Source organism: Rhodoferax sp. GW821-FHT07F03, from assembly GCF_059418745.1.
Genome location: NZ_JBWKQM010000005.1, coordinates 127,934 through 141,175, shown reverse-complemented (window position 1 = coordinate 141,175; position 13,242 = coordinate 127,934). Strand labels below are relative to the sequence as shown.

Genomic DNA, 13,242 nt, shown 5'->3' with positions numbered 1-13,242 from the left:
GGTCTTCTTTCAAAATAAGGCTACCACTTTAACAGCTTGGCCGGCGCCCGGATATTCGGCTGCCCCAGGATCTAACCGCTGGGCTGCGCCAGTTTCCGCAGCGCCTGCGCCAAGTCTGCTTGCAGATCCGCCACCGCCTCCAAACCCACGGAGAAGCGTACCAGCGTGCCTCGCGCCAGATGGTCCGGCCAGCCTACCCGCATGCGCTCCAGTTCGTAAGGCACCACCAGACTCATCGGACCGCCCCAGCTATAACCCAGCTTGAACAAAGCCAGGGCATCGCAAAAGGCGTCCACCTGCGCCGAGGTATAGCGCGGGTCCAGCACCACGCTGAACAAGCCGGCGGCCGCATCCTGCGCGCCACACAGCGCCTGCCAGTGCGTATGGCCAGGCGAACCCGCCAGCGCAGGGTGCAGCACCTGTACAAACTCGGCCTGCTGGCGGCACCATTGCACCAAGGCGCGGGTCGCCATGTCGTGGGCCCGGTAGCGCAATGCCATGCTGGGCAAGGAGCGCAGCACCAGCTCGGCATCATTGGCCGCAACACCCAGGCCCAAATGCATATGGGTGCGCTGAACCCTGCGGTGCAGCGCAGGGTCGCGGGTGACGACGCTGCCCATCAGCACATCGCCGCCCCCGCTGGGGTACTTGGTCAGCGCATGGACGGACAGGTCCACGCCGAGCGTGGTCCCGCTGCCAGGCAGCAGATCAAAGGGGTTGAAGGCCAGGCCCGCACCCCAGGTGTTGTCCAGCGCGCACCAGACCTGGCGATCACGGCAGACCTGCAGCAAAGCCGGCAGGTCTGGGAACTCCAGGGTAACGGAGCCCGCAGCCTCGACCCACACCAGCCGGGTGGTCGGCGTGATCTTGGCCGCCAGATCGCCTGGATTCATGGGGTCGTAAACCTGGGTGCTGATGCCCCAGCGCGCCAACTCGCCTTCCGAGAAGGCCTTGTTGGGGCCGTAGACGTTGTCGGGTAACAGCATGCTGTCGCCGGCCTTCAGCAGGGCCAGAGCCACATTGGCGATGGCCGCCAAGCCGCTGGGCACCAGCACGCAGTAGCTGCCACCTTCCAGCGTCGCGATGCGCTCTTCCAGCGTGTAGGTGGTGGGCGTGCCGTGCAGGCCGTAGGTGTAGGCCGACTTGTCTTTCCATTCGTACTCGCGCATGGCGGCCACGGACGGAAAGATGACGGTCGACGCCTTGAACACGCCAGGCTGCGGCGCCGCAAACGCCGCAGGCGGCGCGTACGGGTGGTGGATCAGCTGGGTGGAAGGATGGGGACGGCTCGCCACGGATCGCTTGCGTCTGCCGCGCTTACAGCTTCCACTTTTCCATCAGCTGGGCTGGACGCATGGCGTCGTAGCCCTCGAAAGGCTGATGGATCCAGGGATTGGTGGGCAAAAACTCGACCGAATAGTCGGGCGTAAAGACGGAAACCGCCTTGGTCCAGATCACGGCGCTGCGCAGCTCGGTGATGGGCGCGTAGTCGCTCTTGAGCTGACGCACCACCGCGTTCAGCGTGTGGCCGGTATCAGCCAAGTCATCCACCAGCAGCACCTTGCCAGCAATTTCACCCTTGGGTGTAGTGATGAAGCGGGCGATATCCAGCACGCCCTGCTGGCGGCCGGCATCTGCACGGTACGAACTGGTGGACATGATGGCCAGAGGCTTGTCGAAGATGCGTGACAGCACATCGCCAGGGCGCAAACCACCGCGCGCCAGGCACAGGATATTGTCAAATTCCCACCCCGACTGGTGGACTTTGAGGGCCAGCTTTTCGATCAGGCTGTGGTATTCGTCATAACTGACGTACAGGTGCTTGCCGTCTTCTGTCAACATGGGGAATTACTCCTGAAATAATAGCTACTGGCGCTGGCGCTATCTGCGCCAGCGGCCAATTTATTCAATAACTCAAGCAGCCTTGTAAGGGTGCTGCATCATGATGGTGTGGTCGCGGTCCGGGCTGGTCGAGACCATGGCGATGGGCACACCCGTCACCTCTTCAATGCGGCTCAGGTAGCGGCGCGCATTCTCGGGCAGCTTGCTGTAGTCGGTCACGCCCACGGTGGAATCGGTCCAGCCATCGATGGCTTCGTACACTGGCACGCAGCGCGCGATATCGTCTGCACCCATGGGCAGGATATCAACCAGCTCGCCGTCCAGCATGTAGCCGGTGCAGAGTTGCAGCACGTCGATGCCGTCCAGCACATCCAGCTTGGTAATGCACAGGCCGCTCAGGCCATTGACCTGGGCGCTGCGCTTGAGCAGGGCCGCATCAAACCAGCCGCAACGGCGGCTGCGGCCGGTGGTTACGCCCTTTTCAGCTCCGACAGTGCTCATGTGGTAGCCAGGCGTGCCGGGCTTTTCCCATTCAAGTTCGGTCGGGAACGGACCGCCGCCCACGCGGGTGCAATAGGCCTTGGTGATGCCCAGGATGTAGTGCAGCATGCCCGGGCCCACGCCGGAACCGGCAGCGGCATTGCCAGCCACGCAGTTGCTGGAAGTCACGTAGGGGTAGGTTCCGTGGTCCACGTCCAGCAACGTGCCTTGTGCGCCTTCAAACAGCAGGTTGGCACCGGCTTTGTGGGCGTCATTCAATTCACGCGACACGTCGGCCATCATCGGCTTGAGCAACTCGGCATGGCGCATGGACTCGGCATAGACCGTGTCGAAATCGATCGCAGGAGCATGCAGGAACTGGGTCAGCACGAAGTTGTGCAGCTCCAGCAGCTCACGCAGCTTGGTAGCGAAACGCTCGGGGTATTTCAGGTCCTGCACGCGCAGCGCACGGCGGGCAATCTTGTCCTCATAGGCAGGACCGATACCGCGACCTGTGGTGCCGATCTTCTCGGTGCCGCCCTTTTCGCGCAGCGCTTCGCGGGCGATGTCGATAGCCGCGTGGAACGGCAGGATCAGCGGGCAGGCCTCGCTGATGCGCAGGCGCGAACGCACTTCGACACCCGCCTTTTCCAGCCCTTCGATTTCTTCAAACAGCTTGGCTGCCGACAACACCACACCATTGCCTATGTAGCATTTGACGCCAGCGCGCATGATGCCGCTGGGAATCAGGTGCAAGGCCGTCTTCACGCCGTTGATGACCAAGGTGTGGCCCGCGTTGTGACCGCCTTGGAAGCGCACCACGCCCTGGGCGCTTTCGGTGAGCCAATCGACCAGCTTGCCCTTGCCTTCATCGCCCCATTGCGTACCCACCACGACGACATTGCGACCAGGAACCAGATTTGTTTGGGTGTTCATCTCAGAAATTTTCTTAAATAACTTGCACGACCCACTGCCCAGCCGCTTGCTGAAGCACGCGATCGCAATGGAACTCATCAACTTCACTTTCGTGACCTGGCAACACGCAGACCACGATCTCACCTTCGGCGCGCAGTGCAGCAATAGCCGCGCGCAAATCGTCGGCATGGCCCCAAGGCGCGCGGATGGCGGCCCGCAGCGGACGTGGGCCCACGGCCCCCACCAACTGCTTCAGGTCCAGACTGAACCCAACCGCCGGGCGATTACGACCAAAGACCGCTCCCACCTCGTCATAACGGCCGCCACGCACCAAGGCATCGCCAGCGCCTTGCGCATAAATCGCAAAGCGTGCACCGCTGTAGTAGGCATAACCGCGCAGATCGGCCAGATCAAAGCTGACCGGCGTGCCGGCCAGCTGTTCCGCCAGCCACTGCAGATCACGCAGCGCGTCCTGGATGGCCGGCAAACTTGGCAGCACACGAAGTGCCTGCTGCAGGATGCTGGCATCGCCATACAACTGCACCAAGGCCAACAGGGCGTCACGCGTCACCGCCGGGAAGTCCTGACACAACTCGGCCAGCTCAGTAGCATCTTTGTTGGCCAGCGCAGCATGGATACGTGCCAACAGATCAGGCGCAGGCGCCACTTCTGCCAGCAGAGCACGTGCAATACGCGCGTCACCCATATCGACCGTGATGCCTTGGACCTCAGCCGCTCGCAGGCAGTCCAGCGACAGCTGCAAGACCTCCAGATCGGCTTCCAGGCCGGCATGGCCGTAAATTTCTGCGCCCAGTTGCAGCGGTTCGCGGGTGGCATGCGGACGATCTGGCCGGGTATGGGCCACCGGACCGCAATAGCACAGGCGCGTCACACCCTTGCGGTTGAGCAAATGGGCATCGATACGTGCAACCTGGGGCGTGGTGTCAGCGCGCACGCCCAACATCCGCCCGGACAGCTGGTCTACCAGTTTGAAGGTTTGCAGATCCAATGCCTCGCCGGTACCGGTCAGCAAGGACTCCAGATGCTCCAACAGAGGCGGCATGACCAGCTCGTACGCATAGCCACGGGCGGTGTCGAGCAAAGCGCGACGCAGTTCTTCGATGTGCCGTGCCTCGGAAGGCAGGACATCGGCAATGTGATCCGGGAGGACCCAAGCAGACATGGGATTTGGGGAGGCTGTTAAAAAAGAGATTTTACCGGGCTTGGGCACGGGTAAAAACCGCCACGGTACTTTTCCTGCAATCCGTGGCGTTCAAGCGGGACGCAGCCCCTATGTCAGCAGCAGAAACAAAACCAGCCCGAGCAGCATGCTGCACAGACCAAAGAAGCGTAGCTGGCCGTCTTGCAGCTCCAAAAGCTGCTTGAACATATTGCGCCAGGTAGACGGTGATAGAAAAGGCAACAGCCCCTCTATCACCAGCACCAGGGCCAGAGCGGCCCAGAGGCTATTGCCGTCTTCCAAGATTACTTCTTACCGGCAGGCGCAGCAGCACTGCTGCCGCTACCGCGCATGGCTTTGAAGAAGTCCGACGATGGGTCCAAAACCATCACATCGCTCTTCTTGTTGAAGCTGGCTTTGTAGGCATCCAGGCTGCGGTAGAACTGGGCAAACTGGGGGTCTTTGCCAAATGCATCGGCATAAATGCGAGAAGCCTCGGCATCCCCCTCGCCCTTGATTTTCTGGGCCTCACGGGTGGCATTGGCGATGGTCACTTCGCGTTGCTTATCGGCATCGGCGCGGATCTTTTCACCCTCGGCAGCACCCGTGGAACGCAACTCATTGGCCACGCGCTTGCGTTCGGCCTCCATGCGACGGTAGACCGATTCGGTGATGGCCTCCACGTAGTCCACACGCGTAATACGTACATCCACTACATCCACACCCCAAGGCTTGGAGCCCTGCACGGCCTCTTGAACTTCGCGCTTTACATCGGCCATCAATGCTTCGCGCTTCAGTGACAGCAGCTCCTTCACCGTGCGCTTGTTGACTTCTTCCTGGAAGGCATTGCGCACCACGCGATTCAGCTGATTGGCGCCGGCGTTCTCATCCAGGCCCACGTTACGGATGTAGTCGGACGGCGTCGAAACGCGCCAGCGCACATACCAGTCAATCACCACGCGTTGCTTTTCAGCGGTCAGCATGGGCTCGGCGTCGGTGCTGTCCAGGGTCAGCAATCGCTTGTCGAGATAAGTGACATTCTGAAACGGTGGCGGCAACTTGAAGTTCAGACCGGGCTCGGTTATCACCTCTTTAATCTGGCCCAGGGCGTAGACCACACCAAACTGGCGCTGATCCACCACGAACAACATGGAGCTCAGCAGCGCGAAGACCACCAGCAGGGACGATGCAATAAAACCAACTCTGTTCAAAGTATTCTCCTAACGCACGTCACGGTCACGCGAGCGCGAGTTGTCGCGCGTGCGGGCATCATTCGACACGATCGCTGGCGCAACCGGCACCACCGAGTTGCTTGCCAACGGATCTGCCGTAGTGCTGCTATTTGCGGCACCCACAGCGGCCTGACCTGACATCTGCATGATCTTGTCTATCGGCATGTACAGCAGATTGGAGCCCTGCTTGGAGTCCACCAAGACCTTGGTGACATTGGTATAGATTTGCTGCATGGTGTCCAGATACATGCGATCGCGCGTGACCTGGGGGGCCTTCTGGTATTCGGTCAACACCGAACGGAAACGCTGCGCATCACCTTCGGCCTGGGCCACGATACGGGCCTTGTATGCCTCAGACTCTTCTTGCAGGCGCGACGCGGAACCCACGGCGCGTGGCACCACGTCGTTGGCATAGGCCTGGGCTTCATTCTTGGCACGTTCACGCTCCTGACCGGCCTTCAGCACATCGTCAAACGCAGCCTGCACCTGCTCGGGCGGACGCACGCCACTTTGCTGCATATTGATGCCAACCACCTCCACACCCAACTTATAGCGGTCCAGAATGGTTTGCATCAGCACGCGCACACGCGGACCAATCTGGTCACGCTCCTCGGCCAGGGCCGTATCCATGCGCATCTTGCCCACCACCTCGCGGACCGCCGTTTCTGCGGCCTGCACCACGGCACCGCTGGGGTCCTTGCTTTCAAACAGGAAAGCACGCGCATCGTTCAAACGGTATTGCACAGCGAACTTGATCTCGACGATGTTTTCATCTTCGGTCAGCATGGCGGATTCGCGCAAGCCAGTGGCCTTGATTATGGAATCGCGCCCCACATCCACAGAACGGATCTGGGTGACGGAAACCAGCTCGTGGCGCTGTACGGGGTAAGGCAGACGCCAGTTGAAGCCCGCCCCCACCGTGGATTTGTACTTGCCAAACTGGGTGATCACGGCCTGTTGGCCTTCCTGCACGATGAAAAAGCCGGTGCCCAGCCAAATCAGCAGAACCACGCCAGCAATCAAACCGATGCCGACACCCGCATTCTTCATGTCGGGCTGAAAACTGCCACCACCGCCACCGGAAGATCCGTTGCCGCGCGAATTATTCTTGTTGCCGCCAAACAGCCCGCCCAATTTGCGGTTGAAGTCACGCCACAGCTCATCCAGGTCCGGCGGGCCTTGGTTCGGACCCTGGCCGCGGTTGGGCGTGTTCTTGGCCGGCTCTTCCGGTTTTTGAGAGCCATCGGACCCATTGTCGTCACCACGGCCCCAGCGCGGGTCGTTCAAGTTGAACATACCCCGGAGTCGTCCTGGCAGGATGGCCATAGTAAAAGCCCGTAAATTGAGATTCATTCGCGCAAGTCTCTCGGTTGTCATTCCTGTATTGTGCCTATGGAAACACCGTCGCCGAGCCATTCCGGGGATTGCGTGGGGGCATCTGCCTTGGACATTTTGGCCAAGGACAGTTCCGCCAGCTTCTGCCGCAACGCCGGCATTCCGTCTCCGGTACGGGCACTTAAAAAAATTCGAGGGACCTGCTGGCCATCTACCTCGATTTCATCTTGCATCTGGAGCGGCCAACGCGATTTATCAAGGGCATCCAGCTTGTTAAATACCAGCAGTTGGGGCACATCGTCAGCACCTATCTCTCTCAGCACCATGCCGACTTCGGCCATCTGCTCAGGAAAGTTCGGGTTGGAGGCATCCACCACATGCAACAGCAAGTCGGCATCGGCTGCTTCTTGCAGGGTTGCTCGGAACGCATCCACCAATCCGTGCGGCAGATCGCGGATAAACCCCACGGTGTCGGACAAGGACACGGACCGCCCGGCCTCACCCAGGTATAGCTGACGAGTAGTGGTGTCCAGCGTGGCAAACAACTGGTCGGCGGTGTAGGCCCGTGCCTTCACCAAGGTGTTGAACAGTGTGGATTTGCCGGCGTTGGTATAGCCGACCAAAGAAATCGTAAAGGCATCGCGGCGCGAACGTTGGCGCCGCTGCGTGCTGCGCTGACGCACCACTTTTTGCAACCGCTCTTTGGTGCGCTTGATGGATTCGCCCAGCATACGGCGATCCAGCTCGATTTGCTTTTCACCTGGGCCTCCGCGCATACCGATACCGCCGCTCTGTCGCTCCAAATGCGACCAGCGCCTGACCAAACGTGTGCTCAGGTATTGCAGCCGGGCCAGTTCCACCTGCAACTTGCCTTCGTGGCTGCGCGCGCGCTGGGCAAAAATGGTCAGGATCAGCATGGTCCGGTCGTTGACCGGCAACTCACAGTGGCGTTCCAGATTGCGCTGCTGCGCGGGGCTCAAGCTCTGGTCGAAGAGAATCTCGGTCGCGCCATGCATTTGCGCCAGCAGCTTGATCTCATCAGCCTTGCCGCTGCCTACAAACAGCGCAGCATCGGGTGCCTGGCGCTTGCAGGTGATGCGGGCAACCACACGCATACCCGCGGTGTCTGCCAACAGGCCCAGCTCTTCAAGTTCTTTGTCAAAATGCGGTGCCCCCAAATCAACACCGACCAGTACGGCCAGTGGCATGTCAGGCGAATCAGGAGAACTCAAATCAGGAAACAGGTAGAGGGGGAGGTTTTAGTGGACCGGGCAGCGTTGCAGAAGCCCGGTCACCAAAAGAATGACCGGCAATCTCAGGCGGCTGCGTCGGGAGCCGACTCATCCGCAGCGGAGAAATTCACAGCACGGCCAGGAACGATAGTCGAAATGGCGTGCTTGTACACCATCTGGGTCACGGTATTGCGCAACAGCACAACGTACTGGTCAAAAGACTCAATCTGGCCTTGCAGCTTGATGCCATTGACGAGGTAAATCGACACTGGCACATGCTCGCGACGCAAAGTATTGAGAAATGGGTCCTGAAGAAGCTGCCCTTTATTGCTCACGATATTCTCCGTGTTGTGAAGATGTTAAAGAAGGTTGGACCTTACCACAGCGATACCCGTACTTACACTAGGTATGCCTAAGGCCCCACCAAAATTGTTGAGACTCGTTCAGTCGTCTTTATCGGCGTAAGGATTGGCTGCTGACTTCATCTGGATACGCAATGGCGTACCGGTGAGATTGAAGGCCTTGCGGAAACGACCCTCCAGAAAGCGCTTGTACGCGTCGGTCACATGCTCCAGCGAATTGCCGTGGATGATGATGACCGGTGGGTTCATGCCGCCCTGGTGGGCATAGCGCAGCTTGGGACGGAACATACCGGCACGCTGCGGGCTCTGGAAGGCCGTAGCCTCCAGCAGCAGACGCGTGAGCACCGGCGTGGACATCTTGCACATGGCGGCCTGGTGCGCCTGCAGGATCGAGGCCCACAACGGCCCCAGCCCCTGGCGTTTGGTCGCCGAGATGAAATGCATGGACGCAAACTTCAAAAACGCCAGTCGGGTCTCGATCGAGCGCTGCACCAGTTGCCGCTGGTAGGCGTCCACAGCGTCCCATTTGTTGATTGCCAGCACCACCGAGCGCCCGCTTTCCAGGATGTAGCCAGCGATATGGGCATCCTGGTCGGTCACACCCTGGGTCGCGTCAATCAGCAGCAGCACCACATGGCAGGTCTCGATCGCCTGCAAGGTCTTCACCACCGAAAACTTCTCGATGGCTTCAAAAACCTTGCCCTTGCGGCGCAGGCCGGCGGTGTCGATCAACTCGAACTTGTGGCCGTTGCGCTCGAAGGGCACACTGATGGCATCCCGGGTCGTACCGGGCATATCAAATGCCACCAGTCGCTCTTCGCCCAGCCAGGTATTGATCAGCGTGGATTTGCCCACATTCGGGCGGCCCGCCACGGCCAGCTTGGTCACGCCGATGTCTTCGGCCTCGACCTCTTCATCCGGATCGGGCAGATTCAAGGGAGCCAGCGCCAGATCGACAAGGCCGCGAATGCCCTGCCCGTGCGCTGCCGAGACGGGGTACACCTCGCCCAGACCCAGTTCATAGAAATCCACCAACTGGTGGCCTTCCTTCATGCCTTCGGCTTTGTTGGCCGTCAGTATGCAGGGCTTGCCCAGGCGACGCAGGTACTTGGCAATATCGTGGTCCTGGGCAGACAGGCCGCCGCGGGCATCCACCACGAAGATCACCACATCGGCCTCGGCAACCGCCTGGCGCGTCTGTTTGGCCATTTCCTTGTAGATACCGCTTTCGGCATCCGGCTCGAAGCCGCCGGTATCAATCACGATGTATTCGTGCTTGCCCTGACGGCCGTTGCCGTAGTGGCGGTCGCGGGTCAGACCGGCGAAGTCCGCCACGATCGCATCACGCGACTTGGTGAGGCGATTGAAGAGTGTAGATTTGCCCACATTGGGGCGACCGACTAAGGCCAAGACTGGTTTCATGGTATGGCGCAGATCGGCTGACGCAAATTAGTTATTCAGGCTGAAAGCCAAAAACACCGCCGCTGCGGGTCACAACGACAACGGTGTTGCCCGCCAATACGGGGGGAGTCACGATGGGCGAGCCATCGGTGGGCAAGCGGTTCAAGAGAGAACCGTCTTCGCGGGAGACGAAATGTACCAGACCCGCGCCATCGCCCACCACCAGCGAGCGGCCCACTGCCAGCGGCGCCGACAGGTTGCGGTAACGCAAACGCTCGGAAACCCAGGCGCGCTCACCATCGGTACGGCGCCAGGCCACGATGTTGCCATCGTCTTCGGAGCCATAGACAAAACGGTCATCGCCATGCACACCAATGGAGCCCACATCTGGCTTGGTCCACAGCAAGCTGCCGCGCGACGCATCCACACAGCCCACCGCAGCCTGGAAGGCCCGTGCACACACCACACCGCCAATCCGGCTGACACCACCCACCAAGTCCACCAACCGCTCAACATCATTGGTGCCGCGCGGCGAAGCGATCGGTGCCTCCCAACGGGTACTGCCATTGTTCGGGTTCATGCCCACCAGGCGACCAGACATGCCGGCGACCAAGGTATCGCCCACAGCCATCAGCACGCCGGACTGGCTCAGCACCAAGGCCTCGCCGGTGCGTTGCTGGTTCCACAATTTGCGGCCCGTGGCGCCATCAAAGGCATTGACGGAACGGTCAGCAGCCAACACGAACACACGCCCGCCGGCCACCAGCGGCGCGGTCAGAGTCTGGGCTGCCAGGCGCTGGCGCCACAGCACGCGACCGGCCTGCAGGCCGACTACCTGGTTGTCACGCGTGACCACGGCCGTCAATGTGCCGTCGCTGCCCACGCCGGCAGACAAGGGTCCGCCTACAGCCACACGCCACAGCGATTGGCCGCTTTTCGCGTCCAGCGCCGACACCGCGCCATCGGCACCCGCCAGGGTCACCGTCCCACCCGAGACGTTGACGGACATTGGGAACCCCGCCTCACCCAGTCTTACGTTCCAGGCAGTACGAACGCCCAGCAAGGCCACGTTGGCGGGCAAATCTACGGGCTTGGGTTTTTCGGGGGTGCTGGAGCAGGCAGCCAGCACCGCTACCAAAACAATAGCTACCGGCGCACGAAATATCTGCGCAAAAGGCATATTTTTCATTATTTTTTGACTTCCACAGAGACAGGGCCTGCAGGCGTGACCACGGGGACTGCAGGACGCGGGTCCACGCCCAGACTGTTGAGCTTGACCTCTACCAGACGGCGGTACTGGTCTTGTTCGTCCAGGCCTTTGTAGGCGATCTGGTACTGGGCGATGGCGTCAGTCTTCTTGTCTTGCACCAGGTAGATATCGCCCCTGCGGTCGGCGACCAGTGGTTCAAAATCCTTGGGGAAGCTGCCCGACAACTGCTTCAAAGCATCGTCGTAGCTCTTGGCTTCCAGCAGCACGCTGGCCAGACGCAAATGGGCGATGGCCTGGTAGCCCTCGTCAGAAGACTGCTCGGCCACCCAGGTCAGGGCCGCCTTGGCTTCATCTGGCTTGCTCTTTTCATACAGGCTCTTGGCAGCCAGCAGGCCGGCCTGCTGGGCGAATGCCGTACGGCCGAACTTGTCCTTCATGTCGGAAAAAGCGCGCTCCACCATAGCCACGTCACCGGCTTTGGATGCGCGGTCCACCTCGTCGTACAGGGCGGCCGCCTGAGCTGCCTGGCTGCGCTGCCAGTATTGGTAGCCGTTCCAGCCGGCGAATGCGGCCAGCACCACAATCAAGGACCAGGTGATCAAATTGCCAAAACGGTTCCAGAAAGCTTTGAGCTCGTCAAGCTGTTCTTGTTCTTCAAGGTCGAGGTGGTTTGCCATAAGGTTCTAAGAGTCAAGCGTTCGATTGTAGGGTCGGTGCCCAGGTGGCCACATCGGCCAGGGACTGGGTGGTTTGCACTCCGCTGCCGTCGCGCAGGGATTTGACCGTCACCAGGTTTTGCGCCAGCTCGTCGGCTCCAAAAATCAGGGCAAACCGGGCTCCGCTGCCGTCGGCCTTCTTCAGCTGCGACTTCATGCTGCCCATGCCCTCGCCGGCTCCGGCGTGCATTTGCACCTGCACACCGGCGCGGCGCAAAGTTTGCAGGGTTTGCATGGTGACCGGCAAGGCGGCGATATCAGGCACGACCGCATAAACGTCGGCCGCTTGCGCAGGCAACTCGGCGCCCTGCTCCTTGATCAACTCCAGCACGCGCTCAATGCCCATGCCCCAGCCGACGGCCGGCGTGGGCTTGCCGCCCAACAGCTCGAACAGGCCGTCATAGCGGCCACCGCCGCACAAGGTGCCCTGGGCGCCCAGCTCGTCGGTGATGAATTCGAACACCGTGTGGCTGTAGTAGTCCAGGCCACGCACCAGGCGCGGATTCACGGTCCACTGCACGCCACAGCTGGTCAGCAGGGTCTGCACTGTATCCAGATGCTTGAGCGAGGCCTCGCCCAGGTAGCTGAGCAGCTGCGGCGCGTCCTGCACCATGGCCTGCATGGCTGGGTTCTTGGTATCCAGAATGCGCAGCGGATTGGTCAGCAAACGGCGCTGGGCATCGGTGTCCAGCAAGTCGCGGTGCTGTTCGAAATAGGCGATCAGCGCGGCGCGGTGCGCCTGGCGCTCGGCCGGCACGCCCAGACTGTTCAGCTCGACGCGCACATTGCGCAGGCCCAGGTTGGCAAACAGCTCGCTGGCCAGCAGCATGATCTCGGCGTCGACCTCAGGGCCAGAGAAACCCAGGGCCTCCACGCCCAGCTGGTAGAACTGGCGGTAGCGGCCGCGCTGGGGCCGCTCGTGGCGGAACATGGGACCCATGTAGTACAGACGCTTACCGCCGTCATAGGTCAGGTTGTGCTGGATGGCCGCGCGCACCACGCCGGGCGTGTTTTCGGGGCGCAGGGTCAGCTGCTCGCCGTTCAGCCGGTCTTCGAAGGAGTACATCTCCTTCTCGACGATGTCTGTAGTTTCACCCGTGCCGCGCACAAACAAGGCGGTGGGCTCGACGATAGGCGTGCGGATCATGCGGTAGGCCGAGCGCGCCATCAACGTGCGGACCTTGTCCTCCAGCCACTCCCAGCGCGCGGAGTCGGGCGGCAGTATGTCGTTCATGCCTTTGACGGCAGTGAGTTTGTCAGCCATAAATCCAATTACTATTATTTTGATAGCTACTAGCGCATACTAAATATGCGCCAGAGGCCGATTTGATGCCTAA

13 protein-coding genes are annotated in these 13,242 nt (G+C 60.8%); all 13 read right to left on the bottom strand.

The annotated features are described in order from the left end of the window. Positions 1–71: 71 nt before the first annotated feature. The 13 genes from AC07R0_RS08845 to hisS all read right to left on the bottom strand — a co-directional run bounded on the left by AC07R0_RS08845 (position 72) and on the right by hisS (position 13,169). On the bottom strand, positions 72–1,295 hold the full coding sequence (locus tag AC07R0_RS08845) for a PLP-dependent transferase (RefSeq protein ID WP_495104523.1): 1,224 nt from the start codon (positions 1,293–1,295) through the stop codon (positions 72–74). A 22-nt stretch (positions 1,296–1,317) separates the two neighbouring features. Beyond that, entirely contained in the window at positions 1,318–1,842 is a 525-nt protein-coding gene (locus AC07R0_RS08840) for a phosphoribosyltransferase (protein WP_495076204.1), read from the bottom strand. Positions 1,843–1,914: 72 nt separating this feature from the next. Beyond that, complete coding sequence (locus AC07R0_RS08835; protein WP_495076205.1) at positions 1,915–3,258, bottom strand: adenylosuccinate synthase; 1,344 nt, start codon at positions 3,256–3,258, stop codon at positions 1,915–1,917. A 13-nt stretch (positions 3,259–3,271) separates the two neighbouring features. Continuing rightward, positions 3,272–4,420, bottom strand: a complete 1,149-nt coding sequence (locus tag AC07R0_RS08830; protein ID WP_495104522.1) for an ATP phosphoribosyltransferase regulatory subunit — start codon at positions 4,418–4,420, stop codon at positions 3,272–3,274. Between the two features lie 108 nt (positions 4,421–4,528). Beyond that, the gene (locus AC07R0_RS08825; protein ID WP_495076207.1) at positions 4,529–4,720 is read right to left on the bottom strand and encodes a DUF2065 domain-containing protein; all 192 of its coding nucleotides are present in this window, start codon (positions 4,718–4,720) and stop codon (positions 4,529–4,531) included. Between the two features lie 2 nt (positions 4,721–4,722). After that, complete coding sequence (hflC, locus tag AC07R0_RS08820; protein ID WP_495076208.1) at positions 4,723–5,628, bottom strand: protease modulator HflC; 906 nt, start codon at positions 5,626–5,628, stop codon at positions 4,723–4,725. A 9-nt stretch (positions 5,629–5,637) separates the two neighbouring features. Continuing rightward, positions 5,638–7,002 carry an FtsH protease activity modulator HflK gene (gene hflK / locus AC07R0_RS08815; protein WP_495104521.1) on the bottom strand — a complete coding sequence of 455 codons (1,365 nt, stop codon included), beginning with the start codon at positions 7,000–7,002 and terminating at the stop codon, positions 5,638–5,640. Between the two features lie 20 nt (positions 7,003–7,022). Continuing rightward, the gene (hflX, locus tag AC07R0_RS08810; RefSeq protein ID WP_495076322.1) at positions 7,023–8,192 is read right to left on the bottom strand and encodes a GTPase HflX; all 1,170 of its coding nucleotides are present in this window, start codon (positions 8,190–8,192) and stop codon (positions 7,023–7,025) included. Between the two features lie 107 nt (positions 8,193–8,299). Beyond that, positions 8,300–8,551: an RNA chaperone Hfq gene (hfq, locus tag AC07R0_RS08805; RefSeq protein ID WP_490593736.1), complete on the bottom strand. Its 252-nt coding sequence runs from the start codon at positions 8,549–8,551 to the stop codon at positions 8,300–8,302. A 108-nt stretch (positions 8,552–8,659) separates the two neighbouring features. Next, positions 8,660–10,000, bottom strand: coding sequence for a ribosome biogenesis GTPase Der (der, locus tag AC07R0_RS08800; RefSeq protein WP_495076210.1), 1,341 nt, complete (start codon positions 9,998–10,000; stop codon positions 8,660–8,662). A 31-nt stretch (positions 10,001–10,031) separates the two neighbouring features. Beyond that, positions 10,032–11,168 (bottom strand): outer membrane protein assembly factor BamB, encoded by a 1,137-nt coding sequence (gene bamB, locus AC07R0_RS08795; protein WP_495104520.1) that lies wholly within the window; start codon positions 11,166–11,168, stop codon positions 10,032–10,034. Beyond that, complete coding sequence (locus tag AC07R0_RS08790) at positions 11,168–11,866, bottom strand: YfgM family protein (protein ID WP_495076212.1); 699 nt, start codon at positions 11,864–11,866, stop codon at positions 11,168–11,170. Before AC07R0_RS08790 ends, bamB begins: the two co-directional genes overlap by 1 nt. Positions 11,867–11,879: 13 nt before the next feature. Next, entirely contained in the window at positions 11,880–13,169 is a 1,290-nt protein-coding gene (hisS, locus tag AC07R0_RS08785; RefSeq protein ID WP_495104519.1) for a histidine--tRNA ligase, read from the bottom strand. Positions 13,170–13,242 lie beyond the last annotated feature (73 nt).

Bases quoted from the DNA above. Each gene is read 5' to 3' on its own strand.
- hflK (WP_495104521.1), bottom strand. From the start codon at position 7,002: ATGAATCTCAATTTACGGGCTTTTACTATGGCCATCCTGCCAGGACGA.
- AC07R0_RS08835 (WP_495076205.1), bottom strand. From the start codon at position 3,258: ATGAACACCCAAACAAATCTGGTTCCTGGTCGCAATGTCGTCGTGGTG.
- hflX (WP_495076322.1), bottom strand. From the start codon at position 8,192: ATGCCACTGGCCGTACTGGTCGGTGTTGATTTGGGGGCACCGCATTTT.
- hisS (WP_495104519.1), bottom strand. From the start codon at position 13,169: ATGGCTGACAAACTCACTGCCGTCAAAGGCATGAACGACATACTGCCG.
- AC07R0_RS08830 (WP_495104522.1), bottom strand. From the start codon at position 4,420: ATGTCTGCTTGGGTCCTCCCGGATCACATTGCCGATGTCCTGCCTTCC.
- AC07R0_RS08790 (WP_495076212.1), bottom strand. From the start codon at position 11,866: ATGGCAAACCACCTCGACCTTGAAGAACAAGAACAGCTTGACGAGCTC.
- der (WP_495076210.1), bottom strand. From the start codon at position 10,000: ATGAAACCAGTCTTGGCCTTAGTCGGTCGCCCCAATGTGGGCAAATCT.
- bamB (WP_495104520.1), bottom strand. From the start codon at position 11,168: ATGAAAAATATGCCTTTTGCGCAGATATTTCGTGCGCCGGTAGCTATT.
- AC07R0_RS08840 (WP_495076204.1), bottom strand. From the start codon at position 1,842: ATGTTGACAGAAGACGGCAAGCACCTGTACGTCAGTTATGACGAATAC.